General features: G+C 51.2%; 23 protein-coding genes and 2 pseudogenes. 14 read left to right on the forward strand and 11 right to left on the reverse strand.

The features are described from left to right. Positions 1 to 119: 119 nt before the first annotated feature. The 6 genes from O71_RS00280 to O71_RS00305 all read right to left on the reverse strand — a co-directional run bounded on the left by O71_RS00280 (position 120) and on the right by O71_RS00305 (position 3,689). A complete protein-coding gene (locus tag O71_RS00280; RefSeq protein ID WP_369750834.1) occupies positions 120 to 1,109 on the reverse strand; it encodes an MFS transporter in 990 nt (329 codons plus the stop codon). A gap of 8 nt (positions 1,110 to 1,117) precedes the next feature. Continuing rightward, a complete protein-coding gene (locus tag O71_RS26925; RefSeq protein ID WP_369750835.1) occupies positions 1,118 to 1,285 on the reverse strand; it encodes a hypothetical protein in 168 nt (55 codons plus the stop codon). Positions 1,286 to 1,964: 679 nt separating this feature from the next. Continuing rightward, positions 1,965 to 2,180 (reverse strand): hypothetical protein, encoded by a 216-nt coding sequence (locus O71_RS00290; protein WP_007652057.1) that lies wholly within the window; start codon positions 2,178 to 2,180, stop codon positions 1,965 to 1,967. Positions 2,181 to 2,236: 56 nt separating this feature from the next. After that, complete coding sequence (locus O71_RS00295) at positions 2,237 to 2,464, reverse strand: hypothetical protein (protein ID WP_007652059.1); 228 nt, start codon at positions 2,462 to 2,464, stop codon at positions 2,237 to 2,239. 231 nt (positions 2,465 to 2,695) lie between these two features. Then, the gene (locus O71_RS00300; RefSeq protein ID WP_007652061.1) at positions 2,696 to 3,190 is read right to left on the reverse strand and encodes a hypothetical protein; all 495 of its coding nucleotides are present in this window, start codon (positions 3,188 to 3,190) and stop codon (positions 2,696 to 2,698) included. Between the two features lie 4 nt (positions 3,191 to 3,194). After that, entirely contained in the window at positions 3,195 to 3,689 is a 495-nt protein-coding gene (locus O71_RS00305; RefSeq protein ID WP_007652063.1) for a hypothetical protein, read from the reverse strand. A gap of 127 nt (positions 3,690 to 3,816) precedes the next feature. On the opposite strand from O71_RS00305, the gene O71_RS24505 reads away from it, so the two are divergent. Then, positions 3,817 to 5,442, forward strand: a complete 1,626-nt coding sequence (locus O71_RS24505; RefSeq protein WP_202800187.1) for a HEAT repeat domain-containing protein — start codon at positions 3,817 to 3,819, stop codon at positions 5,440 to 5,442. After that, positions 5,427 to 5,789: a peptidylprolyl isomerase gene (locus tag O71_RS24510; RefSeq protein ID WP_202800188.1), complete on the forward strand. Its 363-nt coding sequence runs from the start codon at positions 5,427 to 5,429 to the stop codon at positions 5,787 to 5,789. The genes O71_RS24505 and O71_RS24510 overlap by 16 nt, the downstream gene beginning before the upstream one ends. Positions 5,790 to 5,861: 72 nt before the next feature. On the opposite strand, the gene O71_RS00315 is transcribed toward O71_RS24510, so the two are convergent. Continuing rightward, positions 5,862 to 6,506 (reverse strand): thioredoxin family protein, encoded by a 645-nt coding sequence (locus tag O71_RS00315; protein WP_007652064.1) that lies wholly within the window; start codon positions 6,504 to 6,506, stop codon positions 5,862 to 5,864. A gap of 231 nt (positions 6,507 to 6,737) precedes the next feature. Between O71_RS00315 and O71_RS00320 the strand changes: the two genes are divergently transcribed. Next, positions 6,738 to 7,703, forward strand: coding sequence for an NAD-dependent epimerase/dehydratase family protein (locus tag O71_RS00320; RefSeq protein WP_007652065.1), 966 nt, complete (start codon positions 6,738 to 6,740; stop codon positions 7,701 to 7,703). 24 nt (positions 7,704 to 7,727) lie between these two features. Here the strand turns inward: O71_RS00320 and O71_RS00325 are convergent, their stop codons facing one another. Together O71_RS00325 and O71_RS00330 are read right to left on the reverse strand one after the other, a co-directional pair. Beyond that, positions 7,728 to 8,657 (reverse strand): DUF1684 domain-containing protein, encoded by a 930-nt coding sequence (locus O71_RS00325; protein ID WP_007652066.1) that lies wholly within the window; start codon positions 8,655 to 8,657, stop codon positions 7,728 to 7,730. An 87-nt stretch (positions 8,658 to 8,744) separates the two neighbouring features. Next, the gene (locus tag O71_RS00330) at positions 8,745 to 9,806 is read right to left on the reverse strand and encodes an AraC family transcriptional regulator (RefSeq protein ID WP_192811614.1); all 1,062 of its coding nucleotides are present in this window, start codon (positions 9,804 to 9,806) and stop codon (positions 8,745 to 8,747) included. 95 nt (positions 9,807 to 9,901) lie between these two features. On the opposite strand from O71_RS00330, the gene O71_RS00335 reads away from it, so the two are divergent. From O71_RS00335 to O71_RS00360, 7 genes and pseudogenes are all read left to right on the forward strand, one after another. Next, positions 9,902 to 10,156 (forward strand): autorepressor SdpR family transcription factor, encoded by a 255-nt coding sequence (locus tag O71_RS00335; RefSeq protein ID WP_007652068.1) that lies wholly within the window; start codon positions 9,902 to 9,904, stop codon positions 10,154 to 10,156. Positions 10,157 to 10,160: 4 nt separating this feature from the next. Continuing rightward, a complete protein-coding gene (locus O71_RS00340; RefSeq protein WP_007652069.1) occupies positions 10,161 to 10,826 on the forward strand; it encodes an SdpI family protein in 666 nt (221 codons plus the stop codon). Positions 10,827 to 10,876: 50 nt separating this feature from the next. After that, a complete protein-coding gene (locus tag O71_RS22950) occupies positions 10,877 to 11,596 on the forward strand; it encodes a hypothetical protein (RefSeq protein WP_155800390.1) in 720 nt (239 codons plus the stop codon). Continuing rightward, positions 11,491 to 12,291 carry an alpha/beta fold hydrolase gene (locus tag O71_RS22955; protein ID WP_081490408.1) on the forward strand — a complete coding sequence of 267 codons (801 nt, stop codon included), beginning with the start codon at positions 11,491 to 11,493 and terminating at the stop codon, positions 12,289 to 12,291. The genes O71_RS22950 and O71_RS22955 overlap by 106 nt, the downstream gene beginning before the upstream one ends. Positions 12,292 to 12,297: 6 nt before the next feature. Continuing rightward, positions 12,298 to 12,738, forward strand: a complete 441-nt coding sequence (locus O71_RS00350) for a GNAT family N-acetyltransferase (protein ID WP_007652071.1) — start codon at positions 12,298 to 12,300, stop codon at positions 12,736 to 12,738. 76 nt (positions 12,739 to 12,814) lie between these two features. Continuing rightward, positions 12,815 to 13,851: pseudogene (locus O71_RS00355) on the forward strand (serine hydrolase domain-containing protein). 122 nt (positions 13,852 to 13,973) lie between these two features. Continuing rightward, complete coding sequence (locus O71_RS00360) at positions 13,974 to 14,522, forward strand: flavodoxin family protein (RefSeq protein ID WP_007652073.1); 549 nt, start codon at positions 13,974 to 13,976, stop codon at positions 14,520 to 14,522. 43 nt (positions 14,523 to 14,565) lie between these two features. On the opposite strand, the gene O71_RS00365 is transcribed toward O71_RS00360, so the two are convergent. Then, complete coding sequence (locus O71_RS00365) at positions 14,566 to 14,856, reverse strand: hypothetical protein (protein ID WP_155800394.1); 291 nt, start codon at positions 14,854 to 14,856, stop codon at positions 14,566 to 14,568. Between the two features lie 176 nt (positions 14,857 to 15,032). Then, entirely contained in the window at positions 15,033 to 15,230 is a 198-nt protein-coding gene (gene yidD, locus O71_RS22370) for a membrane protein insertion efficiency factor YidD (protein WP_007652077.1), read from the reverse strand. A 121-nt stretch (positions 15,231 to 15,351) separates the two neighbouring features. Between yidD and O71_RS00370 the strand changes: the two are divergent. From O71_RS00370 to O71_RS00380, 4 genes and pseudogenes are all read left to right on the forward strand, one after another. After that, positions 15,352 to 17,680: pseudogene (locus tag O71_RS00370) on the forward strand (S46 family peptidase). A gap of 283 nt (positions 17,681 to 17,963) precedes the next feature. After that, positions 17,964 to 18,389 (forward strand): hypothetical protein, encoded by a 426-nt coding sequence (locus O71_RS21205; RefSeq protein WP_051017657.1) that lies wholly within the window; start codon positions 17,964 to 17,966, stop codon positions 18,387 to 18,389. Next, positions 18,386 to 18,664 carry a hypothetical protein gene (locus O71_RS21210; protein WP_051017658.1) on the forward strand — a complete coding sequence of 93 codons (279 nt, stop codon included), beginning with the start codon at positions 18,386 to 18,388 and terminating at the stop codon, positions 18,662 to 18,664. The genes O71_RS21205 and O71_RS21210 overlap by 4 nt, the downstream gene beginning before the upstream one ends. Positions 18,665 to 18,670: 6 nt before the next feature. Then, positions 18,671 to 19,039 carry a hypothetical protein gene (locus tag O71_RS00380; RefSeq protein ID WP_192811615.1) on the forward strand — a complete coding sequence of 123 codons (369 nt, stop codon included), beginning with the start codon at positions 18,671 to 18,673 and terminating at the stop codon, positions 19,037 to 19,039. The last annotated feature ends 86 nt before the right edge of the window (positions 19,040 to 19,125 follow it).

Below are 19,125 nucleotides of genomic sequence, written 5' to 3' on the forward strand. Positions count from 1 at the left end.
CTATGATTAACGTGAAATACCGGCTGGAGTAGTGTAGCACTTCGCTCAAAAATAGAGGCCCCTACCTGAGGAGACCTCTCTGCAAATGCTAAAAGGACAAGGGCTATACCTGTGATTATTTACTTTCGGTCCTTCACCACAAAGTTGAGGTACAAAAACCCTAGCAGAGCAAAGGCCCCTCCTGTCCAGAACACCATGCTGAACCTGGAAGCGTTGTTGGCATAGATCCAACCGGAAGCCAGCGCGCCAAACCCTATACCTGCCTCGAGGGCGATGTACATGGTGGCCATTGCCCGTCCCCGGTGCTCCGGGTGGCTCAGATCAATGGTCCAGGCAAAGACTGTCGGGGAGTTCATGCCTACGGCTACACCAAACACAGCCGCAGCGAGCAGAAGCTCTGTAGCCGTGCTGGCCCAACCGATCAGCCCCATGGCCACCACCAGTAAGGCGGAGCTGATTTTCAGTACCCGGATACGCCCATACTTGTCAGAGGCCCTGCCAGCCAGGAAACGGATAGCTAACGATGAGAGTGTAAAGCTGGTAAAGAAGAGCCCTTTGTTCTGAATACCGAGATGCTCACTGAAGTCAGGAATGATCGTCAGGATGATACCGAACGAAACCACCGTGAGCATCATCAAAATGGAAGGATGCAGAACACGGGGTTCAAATATCTCTTTGCGGGAAATTTTGAGCAGTCCCATCCGGAAGCGGTTTGGGTTGTCCAGCGTTTCGTGCATGCGGGCTACGACGGCCACGGACAGGAAGGCAGCCGCTGAAGAAGAGTAGAACATGGCGTCAAGCGAAAAGCTATTGGCGATTGAGGCTCCCATGGCAGGTCCTGCAGCCATGCCCAGACTGCCCGCTAGCCCCAATAGCCCCGTTGCCTCTCCCCTTCGCTCCATTGGGATGATGTCGGCCACGTAGGCGGCAGTGCCAGTAGGTGTAAAACCTGTTGAAAAGCCGTGCACAAGGCGCAGCAGCAGGAACGCCGCTACCGTGCCGGTGATCGGGTACAGGAAGCCACACAATATACAGACAGTGCCCCCGATCAGCATGACAGGTATACGCCCCATCTTGTCGGCCAACTGTCCGCTGAATGGCCTGGACAAGCCAGCCGTCAGGGTAAAGAGAGAAATGATAAGCCCTTATACTCAGCACCGCCCAGTTGTGTAATATAATTGGGCAGCTCCGGAATGATCATGTTGAAGCTTGCGAAGAAAAGAAAAGAGCTCAGGCACAGCAATCCAAATTGAAGTCCATACACACGTGTTTTCAGCTCGGCCATAGTCAGATTAAAGCCGCAAGTTCCGAAAACAATCGCTCCAAAACTATAGCCAGGATGACATGCTGTGGTTTGCCTAGCCAGCTAGTAAGTTTATTCCCCTGTGTTTAAGCCAGATTATGCGCAAAAAAAATAAGCAGCCCCTCGGGCTGCTCCAATGATATTTATAGCGGTCAATCTGAAGGTTAGTCGAAACTAGGGCATCCCTTCCTGTTACGCTTCTTTTTTACCAGGCCATCCTTATTATAAACTGATGACTTGAATGAAAAATATTCGGCTGTTTTCTTGCTGGATACTGCCTGTCTTTTGCTCTTGGTTGTTTTCTCGCTCTTATCTGACTTTACTTTAGCATCAGCAAAACTGGCGAATGACAAAAACATCAGGGCACTAATTAAGGCTGTATAGAATTTTAGTTTCATTAGCTGGTTGTTATAGGTGAGAGAAGACTATCTATTGCAATATTAAACTTAAAAATATATATTAAAAAAACTTTCAGTTATATTTTTTATTTACATATTACAAAACAACCACTAAATTTTCCATGACACTCTAAAATTGGAGCACGAATGTGAGTGGTGAAGCAGTGCTTGAGTGCTAAGAATTCGACCGGGAAACGCTGAAAATAAGAACCATCCCGAAAGAGAGGTGGCCGGCATTGGGGGGGGAGCAAGAGATAAGGAGCTTATATATCTGCAACCGGTTTTGGGACGTTGAACCGGACACCGTTAACAGCCACATTGCGCTCCAGCGCTGCTAGCTGCAAACTAAGAGCCACCTGACTGGCCACGTTTTGACTTTCGATATCAGACAAGAGCAGTGATTTCTGTTGACCGCCATACAGGTCAAAAAGCACACAGTGATCACTCAATTGCACTGCAGCTATCGTGTTCCAGTTCAACCTGTTTTCCTTGTTGTAAAAATTAAGTCTGTAACTGATCGTAACCGGAGATATGGCTACAAAGGCATTTTTGAGGGCACCTTATCAGCACCAAGCGCCACCAGGTATAGCCCAGCCAAAACAATAATGATGGCTGCAATACCCCACAACCAGCGTATTTCATCTATCAGTATGAGATTGTAGAGAGACGCCGAGCCGCCTCCGCTTGCCATGAACAGCCCTAACCAAAGCAGCCGGTCTTTGATCTTACGCAGTTGTCGGGCTGTATAAAGACTGATGTACATGGAAACGATATTGGCTGATGGACTTAAGGCAATGCCAACTCAAAATGTCAGACAAGGAAATGCTGCAAAAAGAGGCATTAAAATTGAATTAAAGTAAAATACGATTGACACAAATACAGGTTTAATTTTAACTAAAATAAATTAAACACAATTTATATTAAGTATTCGAGATTTATTTTAGATGTGTTGAGTCTGCTCAGAGATGTTGCAAATGCTATAGGTTAACAGATGCTATAAACTTACGTGCTGCGCACTTACTGGCACCTGGTTCACCTCCACGTGCTGTTGAATGGCTGCTAATTGTATGCTGACGCTTACATGATTGGCTATTTCGGGGCTCTGAATGTGCCCTAGCCGCATGATCAGTTGTTCACTGTCTTTCAAATCAAATACCAGCGCATGCTCCGATGCCTGAATACTGTCAATGGCGTTCCAATAAATGGTATGCTCAGCTCCGTACAGGGTGAGTCTATAGGCGATTCGCTCTGGGGTCATGGAGAAGTAAGCGTCTTTCAGGCGGATGTAGCTGGCACCAACGGCAAATCCCAGCGTCCCGATAATGCTGACAGCCAGTGCGCCTCCTGCCCAGCTCCAACGCACCTCTTCACGGGCAACAAACTCTCCGAACAAGGCTGAGAGGCCTCCGCAGAGCATCAGTATACCTATCCAAAGCAACACTCGCTTTGTCTTTTTAAGCTCTTTGTTTGGGTATAGGTTTACATACATAGGATTAGTTTTGCGTCATTTCAATGGTTATTTCCTTATCGGCTGCGATCCGAATCAGTTCGGCACGTATGCGCTGGAGCGTTTGCTCATGGTTCACTGCATCCAGGGAAATGGCATGCTGCTCTCCGTTTTTCAGCTCAAATGTCAGCGTATGGCTGTCTAGTGCCATGCGTTCTACTTCCTCCCAATCAAAATCGTGCTCCCGCTGCATGAACCCAAACCGGTACCGCAGTCCCAAAGCCGATATGGTAAGGTGACGCTGATAGCCCGGGTTATGGTCGAGCCACACCGAGATCATAAAAAGTGCAAAGGGCAACAGACTGAACAGGTATAGGAAGGTCATGGCTGAGTGGAAGTCCTGCACAGCGATGAGCTGGTACAGTAACCAGCCATGCAAAGCTACTGACAGCAAGGCAAGTACAAGCAGCAGACGCTCCATTTGCGACCGAACGCCATAAGGTCTGGAAAACAAACGTACGCTAATGCCGGTGTGCTGCATCGTAGGTATAACTTTAAGAGATCAATATACTAATTATTACATAGTTACCAAAGAAATTCATACCAAAACATTAAAACCGGGCTATATTAAAGGCATTTAGTATATTGAAAGCGCATAAGCCTAACAGATGAAAAAAAGCTATACCTTCTTACTTGCCTTTGGCCTTTTTGCGGCCTGCCGACAGCAGCCGCAGCAAAGCGCTCCCATGGCTACCGATACACAACAGCAGGGCATAAACAAATTTGCTGACTCTACCCTTCGGAAGATCTATACCTTACAAGACGAGCGTAAAACCGCTGAATTGCTCAACTTCCTGAACCACCCGACATTGCAGTACCGTCAGGAGGCAGCGCTTGCCTTTGCTTCGGTGCAGGACACACTGGCCATACCACAACTTTTGACATCTCTTTCTGACACCAGCGCAGCGATGCGTGTTGCATCCGCCTACGCACTGGGTCAGATCGGACATAAAAAAGCCCAGCAGGCGATGATCCGGCATCTGCAACAGGAACAGCGCCCTGCGGTGCAGGCAGAGGTTTTGGAAGCAATCGGCAAACTGGCTGACAGCGGAGGACTCAACTTCCTGGTAAATTATCGGGCAACAAACGAGACAGCAGAGGCCGGACAGGCATGGGGATTGTACCGGGCTGGCCTGCGGCAGATCAGCAGTGCACAAGCTGTGGAACGTGCCGTGCAGTGGCTGGCCGAAAGCAAGTCGTATGAAGTGCGACTGGCTGCCGCTCACCTGCTGGCCCGCACCCCCAAGCTCGACCTGACACCCTACCGCCAGCAACTGACCACCGTGGTTACCTCAGATGAATCGGCGGATGTGCGCATGACGGTGGCACAGGCTTTCTCCAAGGTAAATGCCCGTGACAAAGCAGCGCTACTTTCCGGCATCGTGCAAAGCGACCCTGATTACCGCGTGCGCCTGAGTGCGATCCGCTCCATGACAGGACTTGAATTTGAAGAGATAGACGAAGCGATACTGGCTGGCCTGACCGATCAAAATATCAACACGGCAGTGGCCACGGCTGAATTTCTGCAGGCTAATCATGCCGGTGTGAACACCAGTACGCTCCGCAAGGCGCTCAGCCAGGTAGAGGATGGCCGTGTGCGGGCAGGTCTGATCTGGGTGATCCTGCGCAACAGTCCCGACAAGGCTAAACTAAGTCAGGAGTACCAGCAGCTATACCTGCGCACCGAGAACCCTTACGACAAGGCGCATCTGCTCAAGGCACTCTCTGCTGACTACGGCAACTACCAGTTTATCGCCAAAGAAACCTTTGCCGCTTCCCAACCGGTGATTGGCACCTATGGCATGGAGGCACTTACCGCCATGCGCCAGCAGGCCGATTTCCCCAAAACCCTGGAGCAGGACTTTGCCGCTATCTTTAAACAAGGTATAGCCTCCGGCGACGTATCGCTGGCAGGCCTGGCGGCTGGCGTGATCCGCAACTCCAAACTCAACTTCCGGGAGGTTTACAGCGACCATACCTTCCTGACCCAGGCGCAGCAGAAACTCGTGCTGCCCCGTGACATGGAAACCAATATTGAGCTACAGAAGACCATCGATTATTTGAGCGGGAAAGAGCAGTCTGAAACTCCACAGAATCCTTTCACCCACCCAATCGACTGGCAACTGGTGCAAACCATTCACCCTGACCAGCAGGTGGTGATTGAAACTGAGAAAGGCGTGATCTCACTGGAGCTGTTTGTGGAGGATGCCCGGGCTCAGTGGCCAATTTTGTAGAGCTGGCAAACAAGCAGTTCTTTGACGGGCTGTACTTCCACCGCGTGGTGCCAAACTTTGTGGCGCAGGGCGGCGACAAGCGTGGCGATGGCTGGGGAAGCTCCGACTACTCTATCCGATCTGAGTTTGCCCCATTACACTACCGCGAAGGTTACGTAGGCATGGCCTCCGCCGGAAAAGACACGGAAAGCAACCAATGGTTTATCACGCACTCTCCTACTCCACATTTGGACGGCCGCTATACAATTTTCGCGAAGGTGGTAGAAGGTATGGATGTGGTGCACCAACTGGAGGTGGGCGATAAGATAAGGCAGGTAAATCTGATACTGCGGGCTAAGACCCGTTAAGTTTGTAAAAAGCAGGCACAAAAAAAGCGGCGACCTTATGTTAAGGTCGCCGCTTTTATATGAAACGAGCTATTAGAATCGTTCCACTGGCTGTTCTTCAATTTTCTGCAAGTGGCCCCACTGTGGAATCAGCTGTTTGAATTCCTGTAGCAAGGTTTTGCTGCGGTCTTTGCCATACCAACCATGTAACTTCTCTACAAATTCGTTGTATGGTACTTCCTGGGTTTTCATATCCATAAACAGCTTCTGGGCAGGTTCAGGTCGTGGTCCCCAGGTACCTAGTTCTTCCATGGTTTCGGCGTCAAGCACGATCAGCTTTGGTATAGAGCGCCCTCCGTTGGTGAGGTAGGCATCCATTACTTCCGGATGCTCGTCACGCAGCATCAGTTTCACCTCAATCAGGGGCGAGGCATCCGCTATTTTTACCAGAGCCGGCACTGTTTGGGCTGCATCACCACACCAGGCTTCCGTCAGGATCACCCATATCATTTTATTCTGCACACTCAGCATCAGGTCCACCATTTCGTTGTCGAGCACGGTGGTTTTCTCGACGCGGCGCATGCGCTGGGCGTTCATGCGGGTATACTCTACCATAGCCTCAGAGTGGTTTGTTCCTGTGGTTTTATTTTCTGCGAGCAATGTGTCAATTAACTCGCGGTATTGGGTATAAGTTATAGCTTTCGCCAGATGTTCACTCGTAATTACTGTTTTAGACATAGTCTCTGTTATCATAATTTTTTGTTTAAATTTTCGCGGAACTATATATTAACAGATAGATGTTCACATAAGTTCCTTCACCATAGGAGTCCCCCCGCCCTCCCTTTTATTTTACCCCATTTGCACTGAATTGTTTGCATTTTCTGTCAAGCGCTTTGCAGAATCGGTCAAGTACAACAGCAGTTTTAAGCCCCATCTTTGCAGCATCATAAAACTTATAACACCAACGCAATGAACAAATTGGACAGAAATTTTCTCGTACTTGGCGCAACCGGCAGCATTGGCTATGCCTTTACACAGGTGCTTCTGGCGCAGCAGGAGCAGGTCACCATCCTGGTACGGGACCGTGATAGAGCATCCCGCCTGTTCGGCACACAGGCCGGACTCACCATTGTGCAGGGCGATGCGCAGGACAAAGAGCTGCTGCATGACTTAGGCCATAAGGCCACGCATATTTTCCATGGCATCAACTACCCTTATGACAAGTGGCAAGACAACATGGAGCGTGTGACACAGCATGTCATTGCTGCTGCAGCCGTTAACAAAGCCACGATCCTTTTTCCGGGCAATGTGTACAACTATGGCAACCTGCAGCCTGAAATAAAGGAAAACTCCCCGATGCAACCAAACACCCGAAAAGGAGCGCTGCGTGTGCAACTGGAGCAGATGCTGGGAGCGGCGGCACAGCAAGGGACTTGCCGCGTGCTGATCCTGCGCCTGCCCGACTTCTGGGGACCCAACGTCATGAACGAAGGTATAGCCCCGATCTTCAGGGCAGCCTTGCAAGGGGAGGCCATGCCCTGGCTCTACCGCAACGACATACCGCACCAACTGGTCTATACCCCTGATGCTGCCCGTGCCTTTTATAAACTACTCCAACTGCAGCCAGACACTCCCTACCAGGTATACAACTTCGGGGGCGAGGTGGTGCCCAGCATAAAAGCCTGGCAAGCGCAGACTGCGGAGGTAGCCGGCACCAAACCAAAGCACAAACTGCACAGCAAGTGGCTGTTCCGTTTGCTCGGCCTGTTCATGCCCATGATGCGCGAGATTGCCGAGATGGGCTACCTGTGGGAAAACACCATCCTGCTGAACGATGAGAAGCTCCGGCAGACCCTGCCTGACTTTAAGCCAACCCCGATGAGGAAGGCCATTGCCGATACCCTGGACTGGTTCAGGAAAGAATCAGCTGCCTGACCATAAACCAAGCGAGAAGGCAGCCTAATACTCACCGTAAGATTTCTCTCCTGCCTCAATCATAATGGGCAGAAAATTCTGTCGCGGAGGCAGCGGACAGGTTGCATAGGACACAAAGTCGCAGGGCGGGTTCGAGGCTTTGTTAAAGTCAAGCACTGTAGTGCCATCTGGCCCCGGCTTGGCCGCATAGAGATAGCGGCCTGCCCCGTAGGTTTCGATGCCGTTTGTTTTGTCAGCAAAGATGATGAAGAGTTCTTCCCCTTCCCACAGCGCGTCCAGCTGATACTGCTGCCCGTTCAGCGTGAAAATTAGCGTACCTGGTGAGTCCTGCATAGACGTTTGCCCAACCATGTTGGTAATGGCGATCTGCTTCGGGGTGGGGTGTGCCACGAAGCTGGCCATAACACGCCAGTCTGCCTTCACAGGGAAGCGCTTTATACCTTTGAAGTGCACCAGGACGTCGTTCTGCAGGTCACGGAGACGGATGCCATACCTGTCACCTCGCTTGATCACAAACCAGGTCAGCGTACCGTGCGTCAGTTTGGGCACTGAGTCCATGCCGGAGGTATAAAGCAGCGCCTCACGCACTGGTTGCCCTTTTAACAATACCTCCACTCCCGGGTTGATGCTGGTGGTTACTGTGTCGCCTTTCAGCGTGATCACGCCAGCCTTACCCGAGATCTTGCCTTCCGGAAAAGTCAGCGTGTTGTCAGGCCCGCTGCCGAAGGTATTATCGCCCTCCTGCAACCAGAACAAGCCCGCCAAAGTGAGCCAGCCGTCTGGTGCCTTCAGCTTTGCCTCCCGCTCCTGGTGCCACTCATCTACACTAGCCACATAATCGGGAGTAGTTTCTGCCTTGTTATCGGCGGACTCGTCAAATTCAGCGCATCCGCCTGCCAGTATTAGTGTGATGAACAGAAAAACAGAATAAAAAAAAGGTTTTGATCGGAGCACGGGTATTAGCTGGGTAAAATATGCGATTCCGCTAATTTAATAAAAAATAATGGCTGAACATAGTTTTTAAGCAATTCAAAGCCTGAGTCAGGCCTCAGCTAAGCTTTGCCGGTAGAGTTGCGGCGGGAGTCCGGTCCACTTCTTAAAGGAGCGGCTAAAAGCGCTTGGCTCAGAGAAACCGAGCAGGTAGGCCACGTCTGCCACGGTATGGTGTCCGCTCCTGAGGTGTTGCTTGGCAAGCTCCTGCCGCACACTGTCCAGCACACGCTGGTATGTAGTTCCCTCTTCACTTAGCTTTGCCTGTAATGAGCGCACACTCAGGGCCAGACTGCGGGCCACGCTGGTCACATTAGGCTCCTCCCCTTTCAGTTGCCGGGCCAGTTCGCGCTGCACCCGCTCTGTCAGCGAGCGCGGTTCACGCAAGCGCTGCAGGTACTCGTTTGCATACTGTTCAAAAAGCAGGTTCAGCTCAGGGTTGGCACTGACCACCGGCTTCTGCAGCCAATCCGCCTCGAACACGAAGCCGCTGTAGGCAGCATCGAACTCCAGGGTTGTAGTTTTCCCGAACAGGCGACGATGCTCCCGAATGCTGTCAGGCAGTGGGTAAGCAAACATGACTTTGCTGTGTGGCAGCTCCTGCCCGATCAGAGCCTCGAAGGCATTCTTATAGATCACCATTTCGCAATCGATCGCATACCGGGGCTCGCGCAATGCCGGACTTATGACCTCCAGCAGCACATGCGCCTCCTGCCCCCGCAATTGCAGACTGGTCCGTATACCTTCGCACACGATATCCTGGTACTTGCAGAGCTTGCGCAGCGACTCGTGCAGGGTTGGGGCGTTCATCATCACATAGGCGATGATACCTGCCGAGGTCGGGTTCAGGGCCTCGCCCACATGCAGTGCCAGATCAGGATTGGAAGTGGCCCTGACAGCTGCCTGCCAGAGCGCCACCATCTGGGCAATGGTAACACGACCATGCACATCCTGTAACTGGTCTGAGTCTATACCTGCCACCTCACATAAGGCCGCTGCATCCTGCCCCTGCAGCGTGAGCACGTGCAGTACCAGGTTGACTGAGTTAGCGCTTAAAGTATGGTCAGGTGCTTGCATGGTTTCTTTCTGAAAACCGAAGTTACACAATCTCATAAACAGGTGCTGCATCGCAAGCGCAATAATTATCTGACTAATATTTTGCATTTTCGTATAATATTTAGATATTTATCTAAATACCTAAAAGCAACGTGAACAAAGTATTCAAGGCACTCAATGATCAAACCCGCAGAGAGATCCTCAACCTGCTCAAGGAGAAGGATTTGACGGCTGGCGACATTGCAGAGGCTTTTCATATCACCAAGCCCAGCATTTCGCACCATCTTGACATTCTGAGCCAGGCCGAGCTGGTCACTTCTCAGAAGCAAGGGCAGTTTGTGATTTACTCGCTTAACACCACGGTGCTGGACGACATTATGAAATGGATCATCACGCTTAAAGATTAGACGCATGAAAACCAAAAACCTGACCCGAGAGATCATACTTTGGGTGATCATTTGCATTCCGCTGGTATACCTGGCGGTGGTTTGGAACAGTATGCCAGAGCAAGTGCCGGTGCACTTCAACCTGAAAGGTGAGGCCGATGGCTGGGCAGGGAAGTCAACCATGATCCTTATAGTAGTGGGCACGACGGCTCTGCTCAATCTTATTCTGCTGGCCGTGCCGTACATCGACCCGAAGGGAAAACTGAAATCCATGGGCGGTAAGTACCACCAGCTGCGCTTTATACTGATCTCTTTCATGGCGGCGCTCTGCATCTTCCTCATTCACACATCGCTTCATTCGGATACCTTCAAGCCTAACGGCCTGTTTATCCTGATCGGAGCGCTGCTGGTAGCGCTCGGCAATTACTTCCAGGCGGTGAAGCCCAACTACTTCATCGGCATCCGCACACCCTGGACGTTGGAGAGCGAACAGGTATGGCGCAAGACGCACCGGCTGGGTGGCATCCTCTGGATCATCGGGGGGATACTGCTGATTCTGCTGGGGGCTCTACCCATACCCGGATTAGAGCATATCTTCTTTATCGCCATTATAGCGCTTGTTGTCCTGATCCCAACCATCTACTCATTCACAATCTATCGAAAAGAACAAAGGTTAAGACAGCAGTCATAAGCCGGCGACTTATCCGCGCAAAGCATTTATCCACACACAACAGGTATAGCATGAACAAATTAGCCCTTATCCTTTGCTTGACGCTACTACTCTTTAACACCGCCATGGCACAGCAGACACCACCCGGCCAACTTGATGGCAGCTGGAACGGCACCCTGCAGGCAGGCGGCAATAAAATCACGATAGTCTTCCACTTGAGCAGCACAGAAAGCGGGCAACTCACTGCTACCATGGACATCCCGCTGCAGGGGGTCAAGGGCATGGCTATACCTGAGGCTGAGCTCACCCGGGACAGCCTATACCTGCGCATACCTTCCGGTGGCATCGAATACGTCGGCAAACGGACTGGCCCGGAGTCCATGGAAGGGCACTGGAAGCAGAGTGGCATGGCCTTCCCGCTAGCCCTGACCAAAGGGGAAGCAGCCGAAGTGCGCCGCCCGCAGACGCCAGCAAAGCCGTACCCTTACCAGGAGCAGGAAGTGACCGTGGAGAACAAGGCGGCAGGCATCACACTGGCAGGCACGCTCACGATACCTGAAGGCAAGGGCAAGCACCCGGCTGTGGTCCTCTTTACCGGCTCCGGCACCCAGGACCGTGATATGACCTTGATGGGGCACAAGCCTTTTTTGGTGCTGGCTGACCACCTCACCCGCCAGGCTTTGCCGTGCTGCGCCTCGACGACCGTGGTGCAGGCAAGTCGGGAGGAAATCCCACGATGGCTACTACCCAGGACTTTACCTCAGATGCACAAGCTGCCTATACCTTTCTGAAGGCACACCAGTCCGTGAACCCTAAAAAGGTGGGCCTACTAGGTATAAGCGAGGGCGCTCTGATAGCGAGTAGTGTTGCCGCCGCTAACAAAGACGTAGCCTTTGTAGTGCTGCTGGCTGGCAGTGCCATGCCGGGTGTTGAGCTGCTCGTGCAGCAAAATGAAGCGCTTTATAAAAAAGGGGGCATACCTGAAGAAACGCTGCAGAAACTGCTGAAGCTGCGACGCGCGCAGTTCGAAACCGCCGCAACGGAAGCCGATGTGTACGCAGCCAGCCAAAAGATAAGAGCGCTCGAACAGGAAGCAAAAGCCGGTATGACGGAGCAGGAAATAAAACAGCTGCAGCTGAGCCCTGAAGCGGAGAATGCCATTGTAGCGCAATTGAGCCTACCCTGGGCTCGGCACTTCCTGGCCTACGACCCAGCCCCTGCCCTGCGCCAGCTGAAAATGCCCGTGCTCGCCCTCAACGGCAGCAAAGACCTGCAAGTAGCTGCTGCAGCCAATCTCTCCGCCACCGAAAAAGCCTTGAAAGCCGCTGGCAACAAACGCTACACCATTAAAGAGCTGCAAGGCCTCAACCACATTTTCCAGACGGCTGACACCGGCTTGCCCGGCGAGTATGCCACCATTGAAGAGACAATGGCTCCTGTGGCGCTGGAGACGATCAGCGCGTGGATGAAGGAGGTGGTAAAATAAAACACAATGAGCATCACAATCAGAAAAATTGCCCCGGCAGATGCAGGCGCCCTTGCCAGCCTTTCCCAACAGTTTGGCTATAACGTGTCGGCAGAGGAAATGGAGCAGCGAATAGGCCAGGTATTGGCCCGAAAAGAGCATTGCGGATTTGTAGCAATTAAAGCTGATCAGATAGTCGGCTGGATACATGGCTTCCATACCTTTCGCCTGGAGTCAGAGCCATTTGTGGAGATCGGTGGCCTGGTCGTGGATCAGAATTTTCGTCGTCAAGGTATAGGGCAGCAGCTGGTACATAAGGTAAACGAGTGGGCTGCTGACCAGTCAGTTGGGAGACTACGGGTACGCTGCCATACCGCACGAACCGACACTCATGTTTTCTACCAGAAAACTGGCTTCACGGAAAGCAAAGAGCAAAAAGTATTCGACATGCCTGTTACGCTACAGTAGCTTTTGCTCTTTCCGGACAGGTATAAAAAATTACCCCGAAATTCTGTTCATTTGCAGCTTCATACTTATCTGCACTATGAAAAACCTAACCCAGGAAGCACTCGACCGAATCGTAGCGAGTACTGCCGCAAAAAAACACATCCACGGCGCCGCTTTTCGGGTGGAGGCTGCCGATGGCTCATTTTCACTGATGAGCGCTGCTGGCAACATGCAGCCGGATACTCCCTTCTACATCGCGAGCGTCAACAAAATGATAGTGGCTGCTGTGACGCTCCGGCTTGTAAGAGATGGCAGACTTAGCTGGAAGATAAAATCAGGGCATACCTGCCTGCCGGGTTGATGCAGGGGCTGCATGTATACAAGAGTCTGGATTATGCAGAGGAACTGACGATCAGGCACCTCATCTCCCAGACATCCGGTCTGCCCTGCTACCTCATAGACAAGCGTCCGGGGCAGCCAAAACTGATGGAGGAGCTGCTCAGCAGCCAGGACGCCGCCTGGCCACTTGAAAAAACCATAGAGCAGGTAAAACAAATGCGCACGAAGTTCGCTCCTGGCCAGCCAGGCAAGGCCAGTTATGGAAATACCAATTTCAAGTTGCTGGGGCGGATACTGGAGTCGGTAATGGCGCAGCCACTGGATCAAATCCTGACTGCTGTTTTCAAAGAGTTAGGTATGGCCACGACCCATGTTATCAGCCTGCAAGAGAGCAGGACGTTCAGCCCTTTTTATCACAAAAGTCACCAGGTCAGCCTGCCGCTATACCTGTCCTCCTCCCGGTACGACATCGTTTCCACGACGCAGGACCTGATGACTTTTCTGAAAGCCTTCTTTAGCGGTCATTTTTACCCGAAAAACAGATTGCAGGAGCTCGAGCAATGGAACAGCATTTTCTTCCCGTTCAAGTACGGTATCGGCATACAGAAATTCTACACACCCCGCCTCCTTTCGCCCTTCAAAGCCATACCTGACCTGATTGGCCACTGCGGCTCTACGGGCACCGCAGCTTTTTACATACCTGCCAAAAGTGCGTTTGTAACAGGAGCTATCAACCAGGCCAGCAGTCCGAGTACGTTATTTCAAACGCTGATTAAGATTGCGAATAAGCTGTAACTCCTCATCCATACCTTGATTTTCAGTTAGAAGGCCTTGCAAAGCCAAACATACAGAAGTTGTTCTGAGTAAGCAGAGTATGAAAGCACTCATTTTACTAGGCACTCTCAAAAAAAGAAGGTATGTCCAATACGGAGGTTCTGTCCGAGTTTCTGGCAGGATACTTTAAGAAGCAGAACATTGACTGCAGCATCGTCAAGCTGGTTGAGCATAACATTCTGGCAGGCACTTACAGCGATATGGGCGAAGGAGACGACTGGCCAGGTATACTGCAACAGATACTCGCTGCCGACATTATTGTATTTGCCACACCGATCTGGTGGAACAACCAATCGTCAGAGATACAGCGGGTGATCGAGCGACTCGACGAGCTGCACGATGAAATCTTAGAAGGCAAAAAATCCAGACTAGAGGGCAAAGTAGGTGGCATTGTGATAACGGGCGACTCTGACGGTGCGCAGCACATCATTGCCAACATCAGTAACTTTTATAATGCAGTGGGTATGGTACTGCCTCCCTATGCCTCGCTTTCGGTGCTGTGGGAGAAACAGGCCAAAGGAGAAAAGACCAGCCGCGAAGAGCTAATGAAAAAATACGAGGAGGACTACGCCAGCACAGCCGAATCAATGGTCAAGCAGATGCTCCGCTATCTCCCGAAATCTTCTTTCTGAATTTTACCTGATTGGCCTGCTTTATGACTGCTATCGCAGGTTATTAGGGATGGGCAACATCTGGAGTTAAACCTGTGGCCGGTGCTGCGTCGGGATGTAGCTCAAACACAACTTCCCCGACAGTAGGACTATCTTGCGCCGCCTGCCTGATCAGGCCTTGTAAATTACGTCCTGCCTTTTCCATATGGATGGGGCACAAATAAGTGAGCAGCATAAAATACTCATCACCCTCCTCCCCCATGAAAAGGTACAGGTTGTGTGTACTTTCACCGAAAAAGTTTAGCGTACGGGTTTCGACACGTTTAATGTCAACAAGTGGAATGGAAGCTTTCACAGAGCCGTTAGACTCTATTAATCTTATAATCATGGCCTATGCTGATAAATGTATTATAAACCTAGGCTGTGGCTGAATTGCCGAACAGACTGCAGTTTAACAAAATAAAAGCAGAGCTAATAGCGATAACTGGTTTATTACATATTATATTCTTCAGGCAGCCTGCGGGTTCTTAACTACGGCACCGGATCATAACCACTCCCACCCCACGGATGGCACCGTCCAATCCGCTTGAGCGCCATCCAACCGCCTTTAAAAGGTCCATACTTATTCACGGCACCAAGTGCATAGGCTGAGCAGGTCGGCGTATAACGGCAAGTGGCTGGCTTCAGAGGGGAAATCATGTTGCGGTATACCCAAAGGAGTGCGAGCAATAGTTTTTTTAAAAAGCCAGGTCATGGTACGGTTTTGGTGCGTTTTATTTGCCGAACAACTGTTAGGTAACGCAATTTTTAAATAATTTTGTCACAGTTTAACTAATCTAAACAAAATTTCATGTTAAAAAGAATCCTTTCACTCCTTCTTTTAGTTTCGCTTTGCGTGCCCTTCGCCAAAGCGGACGAAGGTATGTGGCTGCCGATGCTGATCAAGCGCCTGAACCACGCTGACATGCAGAAAAAAGGCCTGCAGCTGACTGCCGAAGAAATCTACAACGTGAACAACTCCAGCCTCAAGGACGCCATTGTGCAGTTCGGCGGCTTCTGTACGGGTGAGTTCATCTCTGCCGAAGGTCTGTTGCTGACCAACCACCACTGTGGTTACGGACAGATCCAGTCACACTCTACCCCTGAGAAAGACTATCTGACCAATGGCTTCTGGGCCATGGACCGCAAGCAGGAACTTCCAAACGAGGCCTGTTCGTGGACATCCTGGTGCGTATGGACGATGTGACTGCCAAAGTGCTGGAGGGTATTGATAACAACACACCTGAGAAAGAGCGTCTGCAGCTTGCCTCGCAGCGCGCGCAGGCAATCGCCAAGGAAGCCAGTGAGAATGGCCGCTACGTGTCTTACGTGCGCGACTTCTTCAACGGAAATGAGTATTACCTGTTCATCTACGAGCGCTTCAACGATGTGCGCCTGGTGGGCACGCCTCCATCTGCCGTTGGTAAGTTTGGTGGCGACACCGACAACTGGATGTGGCCGCGCCACACAGGTGACTTCGCGATGTTCCGCGTGTACATGGCACCGGACGGCAAACCAGCTGAGTATTCTGCTCAGAACGTGCCTTACAAGCCAAAGCACCACCTGCCGATCAACATTGGCGGTGTAGAACAGGACGACTTCGCCATGGTATTCGGTTTCCGGGCCGTACGAAGCGTTTCATGACTTCTGAGGGTTTAATTCTTGATGTAGAGCAGCTAAACAAATCGCGCATTAAACTGCGTGACAAGAAACTGGCTCTGTGGAAAGAAGACATGGACAAGAGCGACGCTACCCGCATCCAGTATGCCTCTAAGTATGCTTCAACTGCCAACTACTACAAGTATTCTATCGGTCAGAATGAAGGCATCAAGCGCATGAAGACTGTAGAAGGCAAGCGTGCGGACGAGAAGAAATTCCAGGCCTGGGCCGATGCCAATGCAGATCGCAAAGCCATGTATGGCAGCGCCCTGAATGACATGAACGAGGCTTATAAAGAGATCGAGAAGTATAACTTAGGCAGCGTATACCTGAACGAAGCGGTACTGGGCACGGAAGCCCTACTGTTCGCTTACCGCATGACGCCGGTTTTCAATGCTTTGAAATCAGGTAACGCTGATGCCGCTAAAAAAGCAGCCGAGGACCTGAAGCCAAGAGCTGACGCTTTCTTCAAAGACTATAACATGGCTACTGACAAGAAAGTGTTTGCCGCCATGATGAAGTACTACCATGAAGACATTGCCAAAGACCAGCAGCCAGAGGCTTTCAAGCAGATGGTAGCCAAGTACAAAGGCGACTTCAACAAACTGGCCGACCATGTGTACAGCACCTCGTTTGTGGTGAACAAGCAGAAGGTAGAGCAGTTTTTGAACAACCCTACACAGAAACAACTGGCTAATGACCCGGCTTTCTCTTTGGTAAATTCCATCATGGAGAACTACCAGCAGAACATCGCGCCTAAACTGGCTGAGAGCAACGCCAAAATGGCCCGTGCGAACCGCCTGTATGTAGCCGGTCTGCGTCAGATGAACCCGGATAAGGTATACTACCCGGATGCGAACTCTACTATCCGCCTGAGCTACGGTTCAGTTAAGAACTATCAGCCATACGACGGCGTGACATATCAGACCTTCACTACATTGGAAGGTGTGATGCAGAAGGAAGACCCAAGCAACGAGGAGTTCATCGTGCCTGCGAAACTGAAGCAGCTGTACGAAGCGAAAGACTACGGCCGCTATGCCAACAAGGACGGCGAGCTGATCGTGAACTTCATCACCGACAATGACATCACAGGTGGTAACTCAGGTTCTCCGGTGATCAACGGTAACGGTGAGCTGATCGGTCTGGCCTTCGACGGTAACTGGGAAGCTATGACTGGTGACCTGGTGTATGATCCGGATTACAAGCGTTGCATCAACGTGAGCGCCAACTACGTGCTGTTCATGGTAGACAAATACGCCGGTGCTTCTAACCTGATTAACGAGATGACGATCGTGAGCACCAACAGCCCAGGCCCAGCTGACGCGGGCGTTGCCGCTGGCACTCCTAGCGACAATGGTTCAACTGAACTGCTGAATGCCGCCATCGAAGAAGCGAAAGCTGAACTCGCTGCAGGTAAGAAATCAGTGAAAGTTCAGAAAAAGGACGGCAAGAAAAGAGCGAAAGTGGAAGTGAAGAACTAAGCTGAAACTTTCTTTAGTCAGTAATTGCAAAGGCGCTGGGGATATCCTCAGCGCCTTTTTGTTTGGATCAGGATTTTGAGGATTAAAAAGGATTCTGACAAACTATCTCCCTACCCCCTCGTACATAGCACTTTAGCTATAAACAAAACCGGATGGGATAACGCAACTTCTACAAAACAAACTTAATTTCCTGCTTCTCCTCTTACTGCCTTGCCTTGCACAGGCGCAGGCCGATGTACCTGCGGGTGCACGTGCCGCTGCACTGGGTAATGCCTCTGTTACCTTGCCTGACCTTTGGGCGCTCAACAACAATGTAGCAGGTATAGGTACCCTGGAACAGGCACAGGTCGGGGCTTATGTCGAGAACCGCTTTGGCGTACGGGCTTTTTCGACGGTGGCGCTACAGGCGGTATACCCTACTGCCAGGTATGGAAACTACGGTGTGAGCATGAGCCGCTTTGGCGACGAATTGTTCAGTCAGCAGCATGTGGGAATAGGTATAGGCCACAAGTTGGGTCAGTTCAGCTTGGGCGGGAAAATAGACCTGTGGCAGGTGACTGTTGAGGGCTATGGCAGTCGAAAGGCAGTAGCGCTGTCGGTGGGCGGACAGGCGGAGATCGTGCCGGGCTTTTTCTTCGGAGCTATGCCTACAATATCAACCAGGCCAAACTGGCCGAGTTTGATGACGAAAGGCTACCCACTGTCATGAAAGCCGGCCTAGGCTACCGCCCTTATCAGAAACTCCTCTTACTTGCCGAAACCGAAAAGCATATTAACTTCCCCGCCAACTTCAAAGCAGGTATAGAATACCAGCTGCTGCAGGAGAAACTGGCCTTGCGCTCTGGCTTCAGCACACTTACCAATCGCGCTACCTTCGGACTTGGCTTCCGGGCAAGACAACTTTATGTTGACTATGCCTTTGGCTCCACGACTTTGCTCGGCCAAAGCCACCACCTATCACTTTCCTATACCTTCCAAAAGTAAAGTCACATGAAGCAGGGTATAGCAAAAGGCTTCAGGTATAGAGTGCATCTTTTAAGACCATGGCGAGTAGCCATGAAACACGGTATAGCGATCTTCCTCCTGATACTTTGCACCTGCATGCCACTGCAGGCACAGGACTACCCACGCCAGACATTCGACTTTGACTTGTTCGTGCAGGAGCTTTTTGCGCAGCAGGAAGACGAAAATGTGCCATACGAGGACTTCTATGAAACCCTTTTCCAGTACTTCCAACGCCCCATCGACCTCAACCGCACCACCCCTGAAGAACTGGCCTCACTCTACATCCTGTCCCGTTCGCAGATTGSMTCCYKMTTGTACCCAGCTACGTACCGTCTGAGCATCGATCCGATGTAACAGCCTTACCGTAACCGTTCCTTGAGCCAATCCGAATCCGAATGGTTACAGCCTACGTACCGTCCTTGGAGCATTCCGAATCCGGA

This window comes from Pontibacter sp. BAB1700, assembly GCF_000277005.1.
GTDB lineage: Bacteria > Bacteroidota > Bacteroidia > Cytophagales > Hymenobacteraceae > Pontibacter > Pontibacter lucknowensis.